This window comes from Thauera carbonicopians (assembly GCF_025699485.1).
GTDB lineage: Bacteria > Pseudomonadota > Gammaproteobacteria > Burkholderiales > Rhodocyclaceae > Thauera.
The window spans coordinates 13,584-30,510 of sequence record NZ_JANUXN010000003.1 but is presented as its reverse complement, the minus strand read 5'-3'; the positions used below and the strand labels follow the sequence as shown (position 1 = coordinate 30,510).

General features: G+C 64.5%; 19 protein-coding genes. 6 read left to right on the top strand and 13 right to left on the bottom strand.

Translation table 11 applies throughout. From position 1 onward, the window contains the following. Positions 1-5: 5 nt before the first annotated feature. Positions 6-1,628: a cyclic-di-GMP receptor FimW-related protein gene (locus NX068_RS05170; protein WP_263460225.1), complete on the top strand. Its 1,623-nt coding sequence runs from the start codon at positions 6-8 to the stop codon at positions 1,626-1,628. Here NX068_RS05170 and phoR read toward each other — a convergent pair. Beyond that, positions 1,625-2,944, bottom strand: coding sequence for a phosphate regulon sensor histidine kinase PhoR (gene phoR / locus NX068_RS05165; RefSeq protein WP_263460224.1), 1,320 nt, complete (start codon positions 2,942-2,944; stop codon positions 1,625-1,627). The two genes, NX068_RS05170 and phoR, sit on opposite strands and share 4 nt — an antisense overlap. A 16-nt stretch (positions 2,945-2,960) precedes the next feature. Next, positions 2,961-3,671, bottom strand: coding sequence for a phosphate regulon transcriptional regulator PhoB (phoB, locus tag NX068_RS05160; RefSeq protein ID WP_263460223.1), 711 nt, complete (start codon positions 3,669-3,671; stop codon positions 2,961-2,963). A gap of 158 nt (positions 3,672-3,829) precedes the next feature. Here phoB and NX068_RS05155 point away from each other — a divergent pair, with 158 nt between their 5' ends. The 4 genes from NX068_RS05155 to NX068_RS05140 all read left to right on the top strand — a co-directional run bounded on the left by NX068_RS05155 (position 3,830) and on the right by NX068_RS05140 (position 6,554). Continuing rightward, a complete protein-coding gene (locus tag NX068_RS05155) occupies positions 3,830-4,252 on the top strand; it encodes a gamma-butyrobetaine hydroxylase family protein (protein WP_263460222.1) in 423 nt (140 codons plus the stop codon). A 7-nt stretch (positions 4,253-4,259) separates the two neighbouring features. Next, positions 4,260-4,997: a bifunctional demethylmenaquinone methyltransferase/2-methoxy-6-polyprenyl-1,4-benzoquinol methylase UbiE gene (ubiE, locus tag NX068_RS05150; RefSeq protein WP_263460221.1), complete on the top strand. Its 738-nt coding sequence runs from the start codon at positions 4,260-4,262 to the stop codon at positions 4,995-4,997. 20 nt (positions 4,998-5,017) lie between these two features. Then, complete coding sequence (locus NX068_RS05145; protein WP_263460220.1) at positions 5,018-5,887, top strand: Tim44 domain-containing protein; 870 nt, start codon at positions 5,018-5,020, stop codon at positions 5,885-5,887. A gap of 85 nt (positions 5,888-5,972) precedes the next feature. Further along, positions 5,973-6,554, top strand: a complete 582-nt coding sequence (locus NX068_RS05140) for a ubiquinone biosynthesis accessory factor UbiJ (protein ID WP_263460219.1) — start codon at positions 5,973-5,975, stop codon at positions 6,552-6,554. Between the two features lie 270 nt (positions 6,555-6,824). Here NX068_RS05140 and NX068_RS05135 read toward each other — a convergent pair whose 3' ends face one another. The 9 genes from NX068_RS05135 to NX068_RS05095 all read right to left on the bottom strand — a co-directional run bounded on the left by NX068_RS05135 (position 6,825) and on the right by NX068_RS05095 (position 13,737). Next, on the bottom strand, positions 6,825-7,250 hold the full coding sequence (locus NX068_RS05135; protein WP_004261883.1) for a F0F1 ATP synthase subunit epsilon: 426 nt from the start codon (positions 7,248-7,250) through the stop codon (positions 6,825-6,827). 53 nt (positions 7,251-7,303) lie between these two features. Continuing rightward, complete coding sequence (gene atpD, locus NX068_RS05130) at positions 7,304-8,704, bottom strand: F0F1 ATP synthase subunit beta (protein ID WP_263460218.1); 1,401 nt, start codon at positions 8,702-8,704, stop codon at positions 7,304-7,306. Between the two features lie 26 nt (positions 8,705-8,730). Further along, positions 8,731-9,600, bottom strand: a complete 870-nt coding sequence (gene atpG, locus NX068_RS05125) for a F0F1 ATP synthase subunit gamma (RefSeq protein WP_263460217.1) — start codon at positions 9,598-9,600, stop codon at positions 8,731-8,733. A gap of 21 nt (positions 9,601-9,621) precedes the next feature. Next, positions 9,622-11,160 (bottom strand): F0F1 ATP synthase subunit alpha, encoded by a 1,539-nt coding sequence (atpA, locus tag NX068_RS05120; RefSeq protein ID WP_263460216.1) that lies wholly within the window; start codon positions 11,158-11,160, stop codon positions 9,622-9,624. Positions 11,161-11,173: 13 nt separating this feature from the next. After that, a complete protein-coding gene (locus NX068_RS05115) occupies positions 11,174-11,707 on the bottom strand; it encodes a F0F1 ATP synthase subunit delta (RefSeq protein WP_263460215.1) in 534 nt (177 codons plus the stop codon). 3 nt (positions 11,708-11,710) lie between these two features. Next, positions 11,711-12,184, bottom strand: a complete 474-nt coding sequence (locus tag NX068_RS05110; RefSeq protein WP_263460214.1) for a F0F1 ATP synthase subunit B — start codon at positions 12,182-12,184, stop codon at positions 11,711-11,713. Between the two features lie 47 nt (positions 12,185-12,231). Then, complete coding sequence (gene atpE / locus NX068_RS05105) at positions 12,232-12,477, bottom strand: F0F1 ATP synthase subunit C (RefSeq protein WP_002925444.1); 246 nt, start codon at positions 12,475-12,477, stop codon at positions 12,232-12,234. Positions 12,478-12,548: 71 nt separating this feature from the next. Next, a complete protein-coding gene (gene atpB, locus NX068_RS05100) occupies positions 12,549-13,394 on the bottom strand; it encodes a F0F1 ATP synthase subunit A (protein ID WP_263460213.1) in 846 nt (281 codons plus the stop codon). 1 nt (position 13,395) lies between these two features. Next, positions 13,396-13,737 (bottom strand): ATP synthase subunit I, encoded by a 342-nt coding sequence (locus NX068_RS05095; RefSeq protein WP_263460212.1) that lies wholly within the window; start codon positions 13,735-13,737, stop codon positions 13,396-13,398. A gap of 472 nt (positions 13,738-14,209) precedes the next feature. Between NX068_RS05095 and NX068_RS05090 the strand changes: the two genes are divergently transcribed. Then, positions 14,210-15,046 carry a nidogen-like domain-containing protein gene (locus tag NX068_RS05090; RefSeq protein WP_263460211.1) on the top strand — a complete coding sequence of 279 codons (837 nt, stop codon included), beginning with the start codon at positions 14,210-14,212 and terminating at the stop codon, positions 15,044-15,046. Between the two features lie 215 nt (positions 15,047-15,261). On the opposite strand, the gene NX068_RS05085 is transcribed toward NX068_RS05090, so the two are convergent. Both NX068_RS05085 and NX068_RS05080 read right to left on the bottom strand, forming a co-directional pair. Continuing rightward, a complete protein-coding gene (locus tag NX068_RS05085) occupies positions 15,262-16,113 on the bottom strand; it encodes a ParB/RepB/Spo0J family partition protein (protein ID WP_263460210.1) in 852 nt (283 codons plus the stop codon). 14 nt (positions 16,114-16,127) lie between these two features. Continuing rightward, complete coding sequence (locus NX068_RS05080; RefSeq protein WP_263460209.1) at positions 16,128-16,898, bottom strand: ParA family protein; 771 nt, start codon at positions 16,896-16,898, stop codon at positions 16,128-16,130. Between the last annotated feature and the right edge of the window lie 29 nt (positions 16,899-16,927).

Sequence of the window (16,927 nt, the reverse complement as noted above, 5' to 3'; positions counted from 1 at the left end):
CCGCCATGGACTTCTCCAATCCGGCCGCCTGCCTCGATCTGCTGCAGAAGCTGCACCCGACGGACATCCCGCGCACGCATGCCCTGCTGAGCGACATGATCGAGACCCTGCTGCATGCGGCGCCGGCGCCCAACCAGCACCTCGAAGTGCTCGAAGCTGCGCGCGAGACGATCGCCTGCAGCCAGGAAGGCATCTCGCGCCGCTACACCAGCCTGCCGCTGCCGCCCGACGGCGAGGAAAACGCCTCGCTGCAGCGGGTACTCGGGCTGTGGCGCAACCTGTCCCGCTCCTATGCGCAGATCGCCCGGCTCGATGCGACAGCCGGCACGCTGGACGACCAGCGCGCCCTGCTGGCCCAGCGCCGCACCTACTACGCCGGCCAGGTGCTGTTCGAGTATTTCCGCGCGCGGCGTGAAGTGCCGCCCGGCTGCTGGGCGGAGATCCATGCCAGCCATGCAGATGCGAGCCAGGCGGGCATCCACCGCATCCGCGTCTCCGATCGGCTCAACGAGGTATGGCACGCGCAGAGTGCGCTGGAGGCCTACGTCGCCATCCTGCTGACCGACCTCGCCAACCCGTACGGCCGCAGCGAGCGCGAGCTGAACTGGGTCATCCGCTGGGCACAGCGCTTCGCGCCCTACTGCGACCTCGCCGCAGCCGACGAAAACACCAAGCCCACCGACTACGGCGTCGATATCCATGGCGACGTCGGCCTGCGCCCGTTGGGCCTGGTTCCGCAGGCGCCGGCACGGCTGCGCTTCGACGGCAGCACGCTCGCCAACCAGATCCAGGCCGTGCTGGCGCAGTTCAAACGAGGCGCGAAGCCGGCTTCGCTGGGGCTGGGCGAGGACTGCCCGACCGACGCCAGCGTCCGTCTGCTGCTGTCGCTGTACCGGCCCTGGGGCCGCGGCACGGCCGGCCGGCGCTTCCCGCGTCGGCGCGCCGAAGGCATGCTGCAATTGAGTGCCGACTGGCTGGCGATCGGCTTCGCCATCGAAGGCGTGGTGTTCCGCCAGCCGCGCACCGACAGCCCGCTGCACCGCCTGCGCGAGGACATCTCGCTGCTGGCTTTCGGCGGCCAGGTGCCGAAGGTCGATACACCCGAGCATGAACAGGCACGCCACCAGCGCGACGCCGAGCGCCTCGGGCTGGATTACGAGCAGTGGACGATCCAGGACCAGTCCGTCGCCGGCTTCCGGCTCCAGCGCCGCACGGCCGGAGAACGCATCTCCCACCACCAGCTCGTCGGCATCCGCCCGCCGGACGGCGCGCATTTCCTGCTCGGCGACCTGAGCTGGCTGATGTACCGCGAAGACGGCACGCTCGAAGCCGGCATCGAAGTGCTGCCCGGCGTGCCCCGCATGGTTTCGGTACGCCAGGCCGGCCCCAGGAGCGGACGGGCGCCGTGGCAGCAGGGTTTCCTGCTGCCCGAGGCGAGCGCGCTCAAGATCCCGGCCTGCATCGTCCTGCCGTCGCAATGGTATGCCGCCGGCCAGCGGGTGGAAATCCACCATGACGGCACGGCGCGCCAGATCCGCCTGCAGCGCCTGATCCGGCGCGGCACGAACTACGATCTGTGCGCCTTCGAGGCAGAACAGGCCGCCATTCCCGAAGGCGTGCCCGGCTAGTTTTCGTCGCCGATCCTGCCCGGCGGGAAACGCATCGCGAAACGGCTGCCCTTGCCCGGCTCGCTGTCGACCTGGAGCACCGCCTGGTGGCGATTCAGGATGTGCTTGACGATGGCCAGGCCGAGCCCGGTGCCGCCGGTCTCCCGTGAGCGGCCGCGGTCCACGCGGTAGAAGCGTTCGGTCAGGCGCGGAATGTGCTCGGGATCGATGCCGATGCCGTCGTCCCTGACCCAGTATTCGCCGCCCTCGGCATCGACGCACCAGCCCAGCTCGACATGCCCGCCCGCCGGCGTGTAGCGGACCGCGTTGGTGGCAAGGTTGGAGAACGCGCTGTGCAGCTCCCTGGCGCTTCCCTTGAGTTCGCCGCCGCCTTCGAGCACCAGCGTGACGGTATGGCGGCCGGCCGACAGCGACTCGGCCTCGCGCTGCACGGTCTGCATCAGCGCAGTCACATCCACCCGTTCCTCCAGCGGTGCCGGCGCGCCCGTTTCGAGCGCCGACAGCGCCAGCAGGTCCTCGATCAGATGCCGCATGCGGCTCGACTGCTCGTGCGCCAGCGACAGGAAATGCAGCACCTCGTCGCGGCTGAAGTCGTCGAGGCCGTCGATCAGGGTCTCGAGGAAGCCGCCGACGACGGTCAGCGGCGTACGCATCTCATGCGAGACGTTGGCGACGAAGTCCCGGCGCATGTTCTCCAGGCGCTGCAGCTTGGAAATGTCGCGCGACAGCACCATGCGCCGGCTACCGGCGAAACGGATGATCTGTACCTGCAAGGCCCTTTCCCTGCGGCCCGGCAACTGCATGATCAGCGGCTCGGCATGGCGATCGGCCTGCAGGTAGGCGACGAAGTCGGGCTGGCGGACCAGGTTGGCGATCGGTACCCGCAGATCACGGCGGCGATCGAGGCCGAAATGCTGCTCGGCCATCACGTTGAGCCATTCGATGCTGTCGTCTTCGGCCAGATAGAGCAGGCCTTCCGGCATCGCCTGCGCCGCCTGCTGGAAACGGCCCAGTTCCTCCGACAACTTGTCGCGCACTGCGAGTTCGCGCTGGAAGCGGTCTTCCAGCTCGTCGAACACGCTGCTCCACAGGCCTTCGACCTGCGGCGGCATGCTGCCGACCGGCTGGCGCGCCCATTCCACCAGCAGGCGCACATGGCGCACGAGCAGGATGGCGATGGCCAGCAGGCCCAGCACCACCAGGGCAAGCGCGGCATCGCTGCCGCGATAATGGCCGGCCAGCAGCGCCAGTGCCAGCACGGCGGCAACCGGCACGCCGATACCGACGGCGATGTAGCGGAGAGGACGATGGATCACGCTGCTTCCATGCCGGTCATCGCGCGGCCGGCGCCTGCGGCGTCTGGGTCGAGAAGCGATAGCCGCTGCCGCGAACGGTCTGGATCAGCGCATCGAAGCCATCCGGTTCGAGCACCGAACGCAGGCGGCGGATATGCACGTCCACCGTCCGTTCCTCGACGAAGACGTGGTCGCCCCACACCTGGTCGAGCAACTGCGCACGCGAATGCACCCGCTCCGGGTGCGTCATCAGGAAGTGCAGCAGGCGGAACTCGGTCGGCCCCAGGGTCAGCACCGTGCCTTCCGCGGTCACGCGATGGGTACCCGGATCGAGCCGCAGCCCGCCCAGTTCGACGGCGTCCTCGGTCGTCTGCGGCGCCCGCCGGCGCAGCACCGCCTTGATCCGCGCGACCAGCTCGCGCGGGCTGAAAGGCTTGGTGATGTAGTCGTCGGCTCCGGTTTCCAGCCCGGTGACCTTGTCCTGCTCCTCGCCGCGGGCGGTGAGCATGATGATCGGGATCGCTCGCGTACGCTCGTCGGCACGCAGACGGCGGGCGAACTCGATGCCCGAGGCCCCCGGCAGCATCCAGTCGAGCAGGATCAGGTCGGGCAGCGCTTCGCGCACGATGCGCTGGGCCGATTCGGCATCGGCGGCACGGACCACGTGATGGCCGGCGCGATTGAGGTTGGCGGCGATCAGTTCCTGGATCGCCGGTTCGTCTTCCACGAGCAAGATGTTCGCTGGCATGCTGTCGATTCCCCGCTATTGACGGGCACAGTCTATTGCAGCTGTTTGACGTTTTGATGACACGTCATCGGCCTGCAACACGGCTGGCAGCCGCGGCACGGAGGCCGGGCGGTAACGATTCGGGTATGATTGTGGCCCCCGAATGCGAGGCTTTGGCCATGGCCGGACTGGATCGGAACACCCCGCTTCCCACCGAAATCACCCTGCACAGCCAGTCGAAGCGGCTCGAGATCGCTTTCGACGACGGTAGCCGTTTCACCTTGCCCTTCGAATTCCTGCGCGTCCATTCGCCCTCGGCCGAAGTCCGCGGACACGGTCCGGGGCAGGAGACCCTGCAGCAGGGCAAGCGCGACATCGATGTGGTCGACCTGCAGCCGGTGGGCAACTACGCGGTCCGCCCGGTGTTCTCCGACGGCCACGACAGCGGCCTGTACTCCTGGGACTACCTCTACACGCTCGGCCAGCAGCAGGAAACACTGTGGCAGACCTACCTCGACCGCCTTGCCCGGGCCGGCGGCAGCCGCGATCCCGCCAAGGCGCCGCCGCCGGCGCCGAAGAGCGGTTGCGGACATCATCACTGAGACGATCATGAGCGACAAGACGACGCACTTCGGCTTCCAGACGGTTGCCGAGGAAGCCAAGGAAAAGAAGGTGGCCGAGGTGTTCTCCTCGGTCGCGCAGAAATACGACGTGATGAACGACCTGATGTCGTTCGGCCTGCACCGCCTGTGGAAGCATTTCACGATCCAGGTCTCCGGTGTGCGCGAAGGCGACCGTGTGCTCGACGTCGCCGGCGGCACCGCCGACCTGTCGCTGGCCTTCGCCCGCAAGGTCGGCAGGAGCGGGCAGGTGTGGCTGACGGACATCAACCACGCCATGCTGTCGCGCGGCCGCGACCGCATGATCGACCACGGCTATGCGATGCCGAGCGCCCAGTGCAACGCCGAGAAGCTGCCTTTCCCGGACGACTGGTTCGACTGCGTGACCGTCGCCTTCGGCCTGCGCAACATGACCCACAAGGACGCCGCGCTGGCCGAGATGCGCCGTGTGCTGCGCCCCAGCGGCCGCCTGCTGGTGCTCGAGTTCTCGCGCGTATGGAAACCGCTGTCGCCGATCTACGACCTGTATTCCTTCAAGCTGCTGCCGTGGATGGGCAAGCAGGTGGCGAACGATGCCGAGAGCTACCGCTATCTGGCCGAATCCATCCGCATGCACCCCGGCCAGGAAGAATTGAAAGGCATGATGGAACAAGCCGGCCTTTCGCGTGTCGATTACTTCAACCTCAGTGCAGGGGTGGTTGCCCTGCACCGCGGCTACAAGCTTTGAACCCAGGAGACCCACCAACGATGAAGAATCTGATCCTCACCCTGATCGTCGCCATCTTTTCATTCGGCTTCATCGGCGCCCCCGAAGCTGAAGCCAAGCGCCTTGGCGGCGGCAGCAGCTTCGGCATGAAGCGCAACGCGACGCCTCAGCAAGCGCCCCGCCAACCCGCCGCAACCCAGAACACCCCGCCAGCCGGCGCAGCCGCTGCCGCACCGAAGCGCTCCTGGATGGGTCCGATCGCCGGCCTCGCCGCCGGTCTGGGTCTGGCCGCGCTGTTCTCCCACCTCGGCCTCGGCGAGGAAATGGCTTCGTTCATGATGATCCTGCTGCTCGCAGCCGCAGCCTTCTTCATCTTCCGCCTGCTGTTCCGCCGCAACGCCAACAACCAGCAGAGCCAGAACCTGCAGTACGCAGGGGCGAACACTGGTGCAGGCACCGGCGCACGGCCGCTGAACCCGATGCCGCCGATGTCGGCCGCGCCGCAGGCCGCGGCAGCTTCGGGCCTGGACAAGGCGGTTGCCGAAGGCTTCGACGTGCAGGGCTTCGCCCGCCAGGCCAAGCTGAACTTCATCCGCCTGCAGGCTGCCAACGACGCCGGCAACCTGGACGACCTGCGTGAATTCACCACGCCGGAAGTCTTCGCCGAAATCTGCATGCAGCTCAACGAGCGCGGCGCCGCTGCCCAGCGCACCGACGTCGTCGAACTGAACGCCGACGTCGTCGATGTCGAGCAGGACAGCGAGCGCTACATCGTCAGTGTCCGCTTCAACGGCCTGTTGCGCGAAGCGGAAGACGCCGCGCCGGAAGCCTTCGACGAGATCTGGCACCTGACCAAGCCGGTCAAGGGCCAGGGCGGCTGGCTCATCGCCGGCATCCAGCAGACGAACTAAGCACGCAGGAACAGCGGGGAGGCTCAGGCCTCCCCGTTTTGCTTTCAGCTCGGCTTTTTTCCCCACCTCTTCAGGCTCGGCTGCCATGCTGTCCAGCGTCTTTCTTTCCGCCACCAATCACCTGCTGTCGCAATCGGGCTGGGCGCGCACGCGCCTGCTGCCGCACGCCGGCCGCACCGCCCGGCTCGCCGTCACGCCGCTGTTGGAGATCGATTTCTCGATATCCACCGAAGGCTATCTCGCCGCATGGGTCGGCGAGAGCGAGCCCGAAGTATCGCTGGTGCTCGCCGCAGCCGACCTGCCGAAGCTGCTGGTCGATGGGCTGGAAACGGCAATGCGCCACGTGCGCATCGAAGGTAATGCCGAACTCGCCGATGCGCTGGGTTTCGTCTTCCGCCACCTGCGCTGGGATGCGGAAGAAGACCTCTCCCGGCTGTTCGGCGACATCGCCGCCCATCGCCTGGTCGAAGGCGGCAAGCAGTTGCTCGACGAAGGGCGCCGCTCGGTCGAGCGCGCAGGCGGCAACGTGGCCGAATATCTGACCGAAGAGGCGCCGCTGCTCATGCCCCGCAGCGCGCTCCCGGCTGTCGCACAGGACATCGTCGCCCTGCGCGATGCGCTCGGCCGCCTCGACAAGCGCATTTCGCGGCTGGAGCAGGGCGGCTGACATTCCATCGCCCCCTTTGAGCCCAGTTTGTAGGGCCGCTTCAGCGCCGTGACGGGGCGCGTGACGACCTCCAGGCAAGAACCAGGGGCCTAGTGTCGCGGCTCGCCCCCCGGCTAAAGCCACTCCCACGGCTACGGCATTCATGCAAGAGTCGGGCCGCGCAGGCCGAGCCACGCAGGGGAAACCCGAAGCGAAGACGGAAATAAAAAAGCAGCTCCGCAGAGCTGCTTTTTTATTTCGATCCCACCCGCAGGGCAGGACGACAAGCGATCAGTGACCGCGCTTGCGCAGACGCTCGATCGCGGCGAGCTGGGCCACCGCTTCCATGAGCTCGGCCTGAGCCTTGGCGTAATCCAGACGCGCGGTCTGGTTCGCCATTGCCTCTTCAGCCTTCTTCTTGGCTTCCAGCGCCTTCGCTTCGTCCAGATCCTTGCCGCGGATCGCGGTGTCGGCAAGCACCGTCACCAGACCCGGCTGAACTTCGAGCAAACCACCGGCAACGAACACAAGCTCTTCTTCCGCCTGATTCGGAACCTTGACCCGCACCGCACCCGGTTTGATCCGGGTCATCAGCGGCATGTGGCCGGGCAGAATGCCGAGTTCACCCGCCTCGCCAGGCAGCGCGACGAATTCGGCCAGCCCGGAGAAGATCTGCTCTTCCGCACTGACGATGTCGACATGAACCGTCATAGCCATAGTGTTTCCTTTTCAAATCCGCGCGGCGCCGGAGCACCGCGCGGGCGGACGAATTACTGCAGCTTCTTCGCCTTCTCGATGGCCTCTTCGATGTTGCCGACCATGTAGAAAGCCTGTTCCGGCAGGGAGTCCAGTTCGCCGCTGACGATCATCTTGAAGCCCTTGATCGTGTCCTTCAGCGAAACGTACTTGCCCGGCGAGCCGGTGAACACTTCCGCGACGTGGAAGGGCTGCGACAGGAAGCGCTGGATCTTGCGCGCACGGGCCACGGCGAGCTTGTCTTCCGGCGACAGTTCGTCCATACCCAGAATCGCGATGATGTCGCGCAGTTCCTTGTACTTCTGCAGGGTTTGCTGAACCTGGCGGGCGACGCCGTAGTGCTCTTCGCCGACGACCAACGGGTCGAGCTGGCGCGAGGTGGAGTCGAGCGGGTCGACGGCGGGGTAGATGCCCAGCGCGGCGATGTCACGCGACAGCACGACGGTCGAGTCCAAGTGCAGGAAGGTGGTGGCGGGCGACGGGTCGGTCAAGTCATCCGCCGGCACATACACGGCCTGGATCGAGGTGATCGAGCCGACCTTGGTCGAGGTGATGCGTTCCTGCAGGCGGCCCATTTCTTCCGCCAGCGTCGGCTGGTAGCCCACCGCGGACGGCATCCGGCCCAGCAGTGCGGACACTTCGGTACCAGCCAGGGTGTAGCGGTAGATGTTATCCACGAAGAACAGGATGTCCCGGCCGTCGTCGCGGAAACGCTCGGCCATGGTCAGGCCGGTCAGCGCCACGCGCAGACGGTTGCCCGGGGGTTCGTTCATCTGACCGAACACCATCGCGACCTTGTCCAGAACGTTGGAGTCCTTCATCTCGTGGTAGAAGTCGTTACCCTCACGAGTACGCTCACCCACACCAGCGAACACCGACAGACCCGAGTGCTGCTTGGCAATGTTGTTGATCAGCTCCATCATGTTCACGGTCTTGCCGACGCCGGCGCCGCCGAACAGACCCACCTTGCCGCCCTTGGCGAACGGGCAGATCAGGTCGATGACCTTGATGCCGGTTTCGAGCAGTTCCACCGACGGCGACAGTTCGTCGAACTTAGGCGCCTTCTGGTGGATCGAGCGACGCTCGTCGGTGCCAATGTCACCGGCTTCGTCGATCGGACGGCCCAGCACGTCCATGATGCGGCCGAGCGTGGCCTCGCCGACCGGCACCGAGATCGGCGCACCGGTGGCGGCCACCTTCATGCCGCGGCGCAGGCCGTCGGAAGAACCCAGCGCGATGGTACGCACCACGCCGTCGCCGAGCTGCTGCTGAACCTCGAAGGTCAGGCCAGCTTCGGCGAAGGAGTCGGCAGCGTCCTCGAGCTTCAGGGCGTCATACACCTTGGGCATCGCTTCACGCGGGAACTGGATGTCCACCACCGCGCCGATGCACTGAACGATCGTACCTTGACTCATCGTCATATCCTTAAATCAATAATCCGTTACACCGCGGCGGCGCCGCCGACGATTTCCGACAGCTCCTTGGTGATCGCGGCCTGGCGGGTCTTGTTGTAGACCAGCTGCAGTTCGCCAATCACGTTCTTGGCATTGTCGGAAGCGGCCTTCATTGCCACCATGCGCGCGCTCTGTTCGGATGCCATGTTCTCGGCCACGGCCTGATAGACCAGCGCCTCGACGTAGCGGACCAGCAGTTCGTCGATGACGACCTGCGGATCCGGCTCGTAGAGGTAATCCCACGAACTGTCCGGCGTTCCCAGCTTTTCACCGGTGAGCGGCAGCAGCTGCTCGAGCACCGGTTCCTGCTTCATCGTGTTGATGAAGCGGGTATAGACCAGGTAGACCGCATCGAGCTCGTCGTTCTGGAACGCGTCGAGCATGATCTTGACCGGACCGATCAGCTTCTCCAGGTGCGGCGTGTCACCCAGCTGGGTGACGTTCGACACCACCTTGGCGCCCATCCGCTGCATGAAGCCCAGACCCTTGTTGCCGATGGCGCAGGCACGGATCTCGGTCACGCCCGAGGACTCCCAGTCCTTCATCGCGTTGAGGGCGATGCGCTGGACGTTGGTGTTGAGACCACCGCACAAACCCTTGTCGGTGGTCACCAGGATCAGCCCCACCCGCTTGATCTGGCTCTTGTGAACCAGGAAGGGGTGCTTGTAGTCGGTCACATTGGCCTGGGACAGGTTCGCGGCGAGTCGGCGGATCTTCTCGGCAAAGGGGCGGGCAGCCCGCATCCGCTCCTGCGCCTTGCGCATCTTGGATGCGGCCACCATCTCCATGGCCTTGGTGATCTTGCGCGTGTTTTGCACGCTCTTGATCTTGGTACGGATTTCCTTACCGCTTGCCATATTCCGTCTCCCTCGCCGGCCTCAGGCCCAGCTCTTCTTGAACTCGGCGATCGCGGCAGCCAGGGTCTTTTCGCCTTCGGCGTCCAGTTCCTTCTTGCTCAGGATCGAGGAGATCAGATCGGCCTGCTTGGTCTTGACGAACTGCAGCAGCGCGGCTTCGAACGGCAGCACGCGGCCGACGTCGACGTCGTCGAAATAGCCGTTGTTCACCGCGTACAGCACGACGGCCATGTCGGCGATCGACATCGGCGAGTACTGGGCCTGCTTCATCAGTTCGGTGACGCGGCGGCCGCGTTCGAGCTGCTTGCGGGTGGTGTCGTCCAGATCGGAAGCGAACTGGGCGAACGCAGCGAGTTCGCGGTACTGCGCCAGGTCGGTACGGATACCGCCGGACAGCTTCTTGACGACCTTGGTCTGCGCGGCACCACCGACGCGGGACACCGAGATACCGGCGTTGATCGCGGGACGGATACCGGCGTTGAAGAGGTCGGTTTCCAGGAAGATCTGGCCGTCGGTAATCGAGATGACGTTGGTCGGCACGAAGGCGGAAACGTCGCCGGCCTGGGTTTCGATGACCGGCAGGGCGGTCAGCGAACCGGTCTTGCCCTTGACCTCGCCGTTGGTAAACTTCTCGACGTACTCTTCGTTCACGCGGGCAGCGCGCTCGAGCAGGCGGGAGTGCAGGTAGAACACGTCACCCGGGTAGGCTTCACGGCCAGGCGGACGGCGCAGCAGCAGCGAAACCTGGCGATAGGCCCAGGCCTGCTTGGTCAGATCGTCATAAACGATCAGCGCGTCCTGACCACGGTCGCGGAAGTACTCGCCCATGGTGCAGCCGGCATAGGCCGACAGATACTGCATGGCGGCGGACTCGGAAGCGGTCGCGGCAACGACGATGGTGTATTCCATCGCGCCGTTCTCTTCCAGCTTGCGCACGACGTTGGCAACGGTCGAAGCCTTCTGACCGATCGCCACGTAGACGCAGAACATGTCCTGGCCTTTCTGGTTGATGATGGCGTCGACGGCCACGGCGGTCTTGCCGGTCTGGCGGTCGCCGATGATCAGCTCGCGCTGGCCACGGCCGATCGGCACCATGGAGTCGACCGACTTCAGGCCGGTCTGCACCGGCTGCGAAACCGACTTACGGGCGATGACGCCGGGAGCGACCTTTTCGATCTTGTCGGTCAGCTTGGCGTTGATCGGACCCTTGCCGTCGATCGGCTGACCCAGCGCGTTGACGACGCGACCGACCAGCTCGGGGCCGACGGGCACTTCGAGAATGCGGCCGGTGGCCTTGACGGTGTCGCCTTCGGTGATGTGCTCGTATTCACCGAGCACCACGGCGCCGACGGAATCACGCTCGAGGTTGAGCGCCATGCCGAAGGTGTTGCCGGGGAATTCCAGCATTTCGCCCTGCATCACGTCGGTCAGGCCGTGGACGCGGCAGATACCGTCGGTGACGGAGACCACCGTGCCCTCGTTACGCGACGTGGCGGCGAGCTGCAGGTTCTGGATCCGGCTCTTAATCAGATCACTGATTTCAGAGGGGTTGAGTTGCATAGCTTTTATGCTCCTAGTTCTTTAGCGCAGCGGCCATGTTCGCGAGCTTGCCGCGTACCGAGGCGTCGATGACTTCGTCGCCGACGGCGATGCGGACCCCACCGATGAGGGCGGGATCGATATGGACCTGGATGTTCAGGTTCGCCTTGAAGCGGGCTTCGAGGTCGGACTTGAGCGATGCCAGGGTCGCATCGTCGAGGGGGAAGGCAGAGGCGATTTCAGCCTCCAGGACACCTTCGTGTTCGTTCTTCAGTGCAACGAACAGGTCACGGATCTCGGGAAGCACCTGCAGACGTTCGTTATCCACGAGCACGCGGACGAAGTTCTGCTGTTCAGCGGACAGGGTTCCGGCCACATCCAGCACCAGCTTCACGAGCTGATCGGCGCTGAGATTGGGATCGGCGATGCAGGCCCGCATGTCCGGATCGGCTGCCAAGGCGGCGAGCCGATCCAGTGCTTCCGACCAAGGCCCCAGCGCACCTGCCCCGCGAGCCAGCTCGAAGGCGGCATCCGCATAGGGGCGCGCGATGGTGACGTTCTCGGCCATGACTTATTGCAGTTCCTGTTTCAGGTTGGCAAGCAATTCGCTGTGCACCTGGGCGTTGATTTCGCGGCGCAGGATCTTCTCGGCACCGGCAACGGCCAGGCTGGCGACTTGGTCGCGCAATGCTTCCTTGGCGCGCTGGGATGCGACACCGGCTTCAGCCTCGGCGGCTTCGCGGGCGGCCGCAATGATGCGGGCGGCTTCGGCACGGGCTTCGTCGACAAGCTGGCTCGCCTGCTTTTCAGCGGAGGTACGCACATCACCCGCGGATTCGCGGGCCTTGCGCAGTTCCTCGACGACCTTCTTCTCGGCGAGTGCCAGATCGGCCTTGGCCTTGTCCGCAGCTGCCAGCCCGTCGGCGATTTTCTTCGCACGCTCGTCCAGTGCCTTCACGATGGGCGGCCACACGAATTTCATCGTGAACCACGCCAGAATGAAGAACACAACGAGCTGGGCTATCAGGGTTGCGTTCAAATTCACGGTTCTTGGCCCTCAGGTTGGTTCAAAAAAGGATGAACTCGAACCGATCAGAGCTGGAACGGGTTGGCGAAGGCGAACATCATGGCGATACCGACACCGATCAGGAACGCAGCGTCGATCAGACCGGCCAGCAGGAACATCTTGGTCTGCAGGGCGTTCATCAGTTCAGGCTGGCGAGCGGAAGCTTCGAGGTACTTGGAACCCATGATGCCGATACCGATACAAGCACCGATGGCACCCAGACCGATGATCAGACCAGCAGCCAGAGCAACAAAACCCAGAACGTTTTCCATGACGACTCCTTAGTGGGGAAGGTGAGTTTAAAAACCAGGTACTACGTTGAAGATGAAGCTGAAACTTGTTTTTAGTGGCTTTCGTGCGCCTGACCGACATACACCAGGGTCAGCATCATGAAGATGAAGGCCTGGAGCGTGATGATCAGGATGTGGAAGATCGCCCAGATGGTGCCGGCGATCACGTGGCCGGCAAAGCCGAACACGGTGGCGGTGCCGCCCAGCAGCGCGATCAGGATGAACACCAGCTCACCGGCATACATGTTGCCGAACAACCGCATGCCGTGGGACACGGTCTTGGCCAGGAATTCGATGATCTGCATGGCGAAGTTCACCGGATACAGCAGCGGGTGGCTGCCGAAGGGCGCGGTGAAGAGTTCGTGCACCCAGCCCGATACGCCCTTGATCTTGACGTTGTAGTACAGGCAGAGCAGCAGCACGCCGATCGACAGACCCAGCGCGGCCGACAGGTCGGCGGTGGCGACGACGCGCATGTAGGCGTGGGCGGGGTCGCCGCCGGCGGCGGAATAGGCGCCGGTCCAGAGCATCGGGATCAGATCGACCGGCAGCAGGTCCATCGCGTTCATCAGGAAGATCCAGACGAACACGGTCAGTGCCAGCGGTGCGACGAACTTGCGCGATTCGGCGCTATGCACGATGCCCTTGGCCTGGTCGGCAACCATCTCGACCAGCAGTTCGACGATACCCTGGAAGCGGCCGGGAACACCCGAAGTCGCCTTGCGCGCGGCCAGCCACAGGATGAACACGGTAAGCAGGCCGATGGCAATCGAAAAGAACATCGAATCGAGGTTGATGATCCCCCAATTGACGATGTTCTCTTGCGGATGCCCGGTGTTGTTGAAGTGTCCGAGGTGGTGGATTACGTATTCGGATGCGGTGGGAGCGTTGCCAGCCATGTCAGGTCTTCACCAAAAATGCAAATAAATTCGCCTTGAGTGCCAGGATCAGGCCGATCAGCATCGCTCCCCAGTGGAGCTGCGGATACAGGGCCCACACCAGCACCAGTAATCCCACGATCGAGGCGACCTTGACAAGCTCGCCCACGACGAAAGCAGTCACGCTCGCCGTGCCCGCCCTGCGCGAGATCGCAGCAAGACGCACGGCAAACATCCAACTCGGCAACACGCACGCCAACCCGCCGCCCGCTGCAGAAATCGCACCTCGCGCCCCGAACAACGCGGCGGAAACAGCCACCGCGAGGATCGTTGCACACAACTGCAGTAGAACGGCCTTTAACATCGATTGTTGCGCCCAGCTGCCGACTCGGCCGGAGACCGCCGAAAAATCCCGCGAATACTAGGGGTTATCCACAGCAAAGTCAAACCTGAGTTGCATTGCAGCAAACAACCCGTCAGCTGTCGTATATCTTATAGAAAATATTCGTTTCATTCGACTGTCACGTGCGCCCATGCGCCATCGGCCATCCGGCTGCCTTCGACGACGTGCGCATGCCCGAGCCATGCGACCGCGGTACGGATCACACACTTCCAGCCGCCGGCACCGAAAGGTGCTTATCACTTCAAAGAAAAAGATAGAAGCCTTTTCGTCAAGACGTCGACAAACTTTACATCATTTAAATGGCATAAATAGAAAATTCGATCAGGCTATTGTTTTCAATGGCAAATCCACGTCCGGCACCCTTTTTGCTCCAGCGTCACTCCCAGCGCAGGGCTTCACGACTGCGCGGACATCGACCAACCAGGAGCCACCAATGCAGCAACAGATCTCCAGGCACTCGAAGTGGGTTGCCACCGCCGCCTTTGCCTTCCTCGCTTCCACCGGCTCGGCCCAGGCCGCGCTGACCACCTTCCCGCAATCCGCACTGCAGTCCACTTCCGTGCTCTACACGGACGTCATTGGCGACGTGGTCGTCATGACGGGGGGCGGCAGTGCGGCTGGAGTCGGCAACGCGAACGGCCGTAACGATGACGGTTTCTCGGGCCCGATCAGCTTCGGTTTCGATTTTTCGTTCTTCGGCGCCAACTATTCGAGCTTCTACGCCAACAACAACGGCAACATCAGCTTCACCAACGGAAACTCGGCCTACATCCCCACCGGTCCGATCGGCGCCAGCATTCCTACCATTTCGGTCTGGTTCGGCGATGTTGACACCCGCAACCCGAACAGCGGCGTACTCCATCTGCGCCAGGATGCAAACCAGACCATCCTGACCTGGCTGAACGTCGGCTCCTACAACAGCCGGGGTGATCAGCTCAATACCTTCCAGATGGTCATTCGCGGCGACGACTACGACACGCCCGAAGGCGAAGGCGCAATCGGCTTCTTCTGGCTCGCAATGCCGTGGGAGAGTACGGGTACCAGCCAAACTGCGGCAGTGGGCTTCGGCAACGGTACCGGCGATGCCGTGGTGCTGGAAGGTTCGAACCAACCCGGGCTGAACCAGGTGGTTGCCTACAAGAAGACGTGGTTCACGACCGATCTCACTCCGGTCGACCCGACTCCGAATCCGGTTCCCGAACCCGGCACACTCGCCCTGCTGGGGCTGGGACTGGTCGGACTGCTCGCAGGCCGCCGCAAGCTGTCCTGATATCGCCTTCCCCCCACCCGGCAAGAAGCCGGGCAGGCCGGTTCACATGAGCCGGCTTGCCCGGCTTTTTTGCCGCCGTGCCGTCCCAAGGCAAAAGCACTCCCTCGAGAGGTGGAGCAGTGCTCCGCGCCTGCGGAACGGGCCGGCCGTGCAAAGCCGGCCCTCCTGCGGCCCGCGCAGCGATGGAGCATGGGAGCCTTTCTTGCGTGCCCCGGTCAGCGCAAGCGCCCGAGCAGGCCGTCGAGCTGGTCCAGGCTGCCGAAGCGGATCGTGACTTCGCCGGCGCCCTTCTTGTTGGCCCGGATCTTCACCGAAGCGCCGATGCTGTCGGCGATCTCTTCTTCCAGCCGCAGCAGGTCGCGGTCCGGCTGATGCGCGAGCTTCTTCTGGCGGGGATTCAGGATCTGCTGCACCAGGCGCTCGGTGTCGCGCACCGACAACTGGCGGGCGGCGACCTGGTTGGCCAGCTGGATCTGGCTGGCGCCGTCGAGCGGCAGCAGCGCGCGCGCATGGCCCATGTCGATGTCGCCGGCCATCAGCAGTTCCTGCACCGGCTTGGCGAGGTTGAGCAGGCGCAGCAGGTTCGATGCCGCCGGCCGCGAACGTCCGACCGCATCGGCGGCCTGTTGGTGGGTCATCTCGAACTCGTCGATCAGGCGCTGGATGCCGCTGGCTTCCTCGAGCGGATTGAGGTCTTCGCGCTGGATGTTCTCGATCAGCGACATCGCCAGCGCCGCTTCGTCCGGGATCTCGCGCACCAGGCAGGGCACCTCGGCCAGGCCGGCGATCTGCGAGGCACGCCAGCGACGCTCGCCGGCGATGATCTCGTAGCTGTCCTCGCCCACCGGCCGCACCATGATCGGCTGCATGACGCCCTGAGCCTTGATCGAGGCCGCCAGCTCCTCCAGCGAGCCCGGGTCCATGCGCGTGCGCGGCTGGTACTTGCCCGGCTGCAGCGCGATTGTGGGCAGGGTCTGCAGCTCGCCCTTCTCGGGTTCGTCGTCCTGGTTGGCCGCCAGCAGCGCATCGAGTCCGCGGCCGAGGCCCTTGAGTCTGGGTTTATTCATGGTCGTGTCCGGATTCAGAAGGTCCTGGCGCGCTCGATCATCTCGCGCGCGAAAGCCATGTAAGCCTGCGCGCCCTTGGCCGCCCTGTCGAAGACCACGCCCGGCATGCCGTGGCTGGGCGCTTCGGCAAGGCGGACGTTGCGCGGCACGATGGCGCGGAACACCTTGTCGCCGAAATGCCCTTCGAGCTGGGCGGAAACCTGCTGCTGCAGCGTCATGCGCGGATCGAACATCACCCGCAACAGGCCGATGATCTTGAGATCGCGGTTGAGGTTGGCATGCACCTTCTTGATCGTGTTGACCAGGTCGGACAGCCCTTCCAGCGCGTAGTACTCGCACTGCATCGGGATGATCACGCCGTTGGCGCAGCACAGGCCGTTCAGCGTCAGCATCGACAGCGAAGGCGGGCAGTCGATGAGGACGAAGTCGTAGTCGGCGTCGAAGGGCGCGAGCGCATTGCGCAGCCGCTTCTCGCGCTGCTCGAGATCGACCAGCTCGACTTCTGCGCCGGCGAGATCGCGGTTGGCCGGCAGCACGTCGTAGCCGCCGGTCGGCGAAGTGACGCACACGCCGGCGAGGTCTTCCAGGCCCACCAGCAACTGGTAGATCGACGCCTTCAGGCCGCGCTTGTCGATGCCGCTGCCCATCGTCGCGTTGCCCTGCGGATCGAGGTCGATCAGCAGCGTGCGCTGGCCGGCCAGTTGCAGCGCGGCGGCGAGGTTGACGCAGGTGGTGGTCTTGCCCACCCCACCTTTCTGGTTGGCGACGCAAAAAATCTTGGCCATGGTCGAATCAGGCTGTTCCGTTTGCAGGG

What these genes read in the sequence shown, in the direction of transcription:
- NX068_RS05170 (WP_263460225.1), top strand. Translation starts at nt 6, where the DNA reads ATGGACTTCTCCAATCCGGCCGCCTGCCTCGATCTGCTGCAGAAGCTG.
- phoB (WP_263460223.1), bottom strand. Translation starts at nt 3,671, where the DNA reads ATGCCAGCGAACATCTTGCTCGTGGAAGACGAACCGGCGATCCAGGAA.
- NX068_RS05155 (WP_263460222.1), top strand. Translation starts at nt 3,830, where the DNA reads ATGGCCGGACTGGATCGGAACACCCCGCTTCCCACCGAAATCACCCTG.
- ubiE (WP_263460221.1), top strand. Translation starts at nt 4,260, where the DNA reads ATGAGCGACAAGACGACGCACTTCGGCTTCCAGACGGTTGCCGAGGAA.
- NX068_RS05145 (WP_263460220.1), top strand. Translation starts at nt 5,018, where the DNA reads ATGAAGAATCTGATCCTCACCCTGATCGTCGCCATCTTTTCATTCGGC.
- NX068_RS05140 (WP_263460219.1), top strand. Translation starts at nt 5,973, where the DNA reads ATGCTGTCCAGCGTCTTTCTTTCCGCCACCAATCACCTGCTGTCGCAA.
- NX068_RS05135 (WP_004261883.1), bottom strand. Translation starts at nt 7,250, where the DNA reads ATGGCTATGACGGTTCATGTCGACATCGTCAGTGCGGAAGAGCAGATC.
- atpD (WP_263460218.1), bottom strand. Translation starts at nt 8,704, where the DNA reads ATGAGTCAAGGTACGATCGTTCAGTGCATCGGCGCGGTGGTGGACATC.
- atpG (WP_263460217.1), bottom strand. Translation starts at nt 9,600, where the DNA reads ATGGCAAGCGGTAAGGAAATCCGTACCAAGATCAAGAGCGTGCAAAAC.
- atpA (WP_263460216.1), bottom strand. Translation starts at nt 11,160, where the DNA reads ATGCAACTCAACCCCTCTGAAATCAGTGATCTGATTAAGAGCCGGATC.
- NX068_RS05115 (WP_263460215.1), bottom strand. Translation starts at nt 11,707, where the DNA reads ATGGCCGAGAACGTCACCATCGCGCGCCCCTATGCGGATGCCGCCTTC.
- atpE (WP_002925444.1), bottom strand. Translation starts at nt 12,477, where the DNA reads ATGGAAAACGTTCTGGGTTTTGTTGCTCTGGCTGCTGGTCTGATCATC.
- atpB (WP_263460213.1), bottom strand. Translation starts at nt 13,394, where the DNA reads ATGGCTGGCAACGCTCCCACCGCATCCGAATACGTAATCCACCACCTC.
- NX068_RS05095 (WP_263460212.1), bottom strand. Translation starts at nt 13,737, where the DNA reads ATGTTAAAGGCCGTTCTACTGCAGTTGTGTGCAACGATCCTCGCGGTG.
- NX068_RS05090 (WP_263460211.1), top strand. Translation starts at nt 14,210, where the DNA reads ATGCAGCAACAGATCTCCAGGCACTCGAAGTGGGTTGCCACCGCCGCC.
- NX068_RS05085 (WP_263460210.1), bottom strand. Translation starts at nt 16,113, where the DNA reads ATGAATAAACCCAGACTCAAGGGCCTCGGCCGCGGACTCGATGCGCTG.
- NX068_RS05080 (WP_263460209.1), bottom strand. Translation starts at nt 16,898, where the DNA reads ATGGCCAAGATTTTTTGCGTCGCCAACCAGAAAGGTGGGGTGGGCAAG.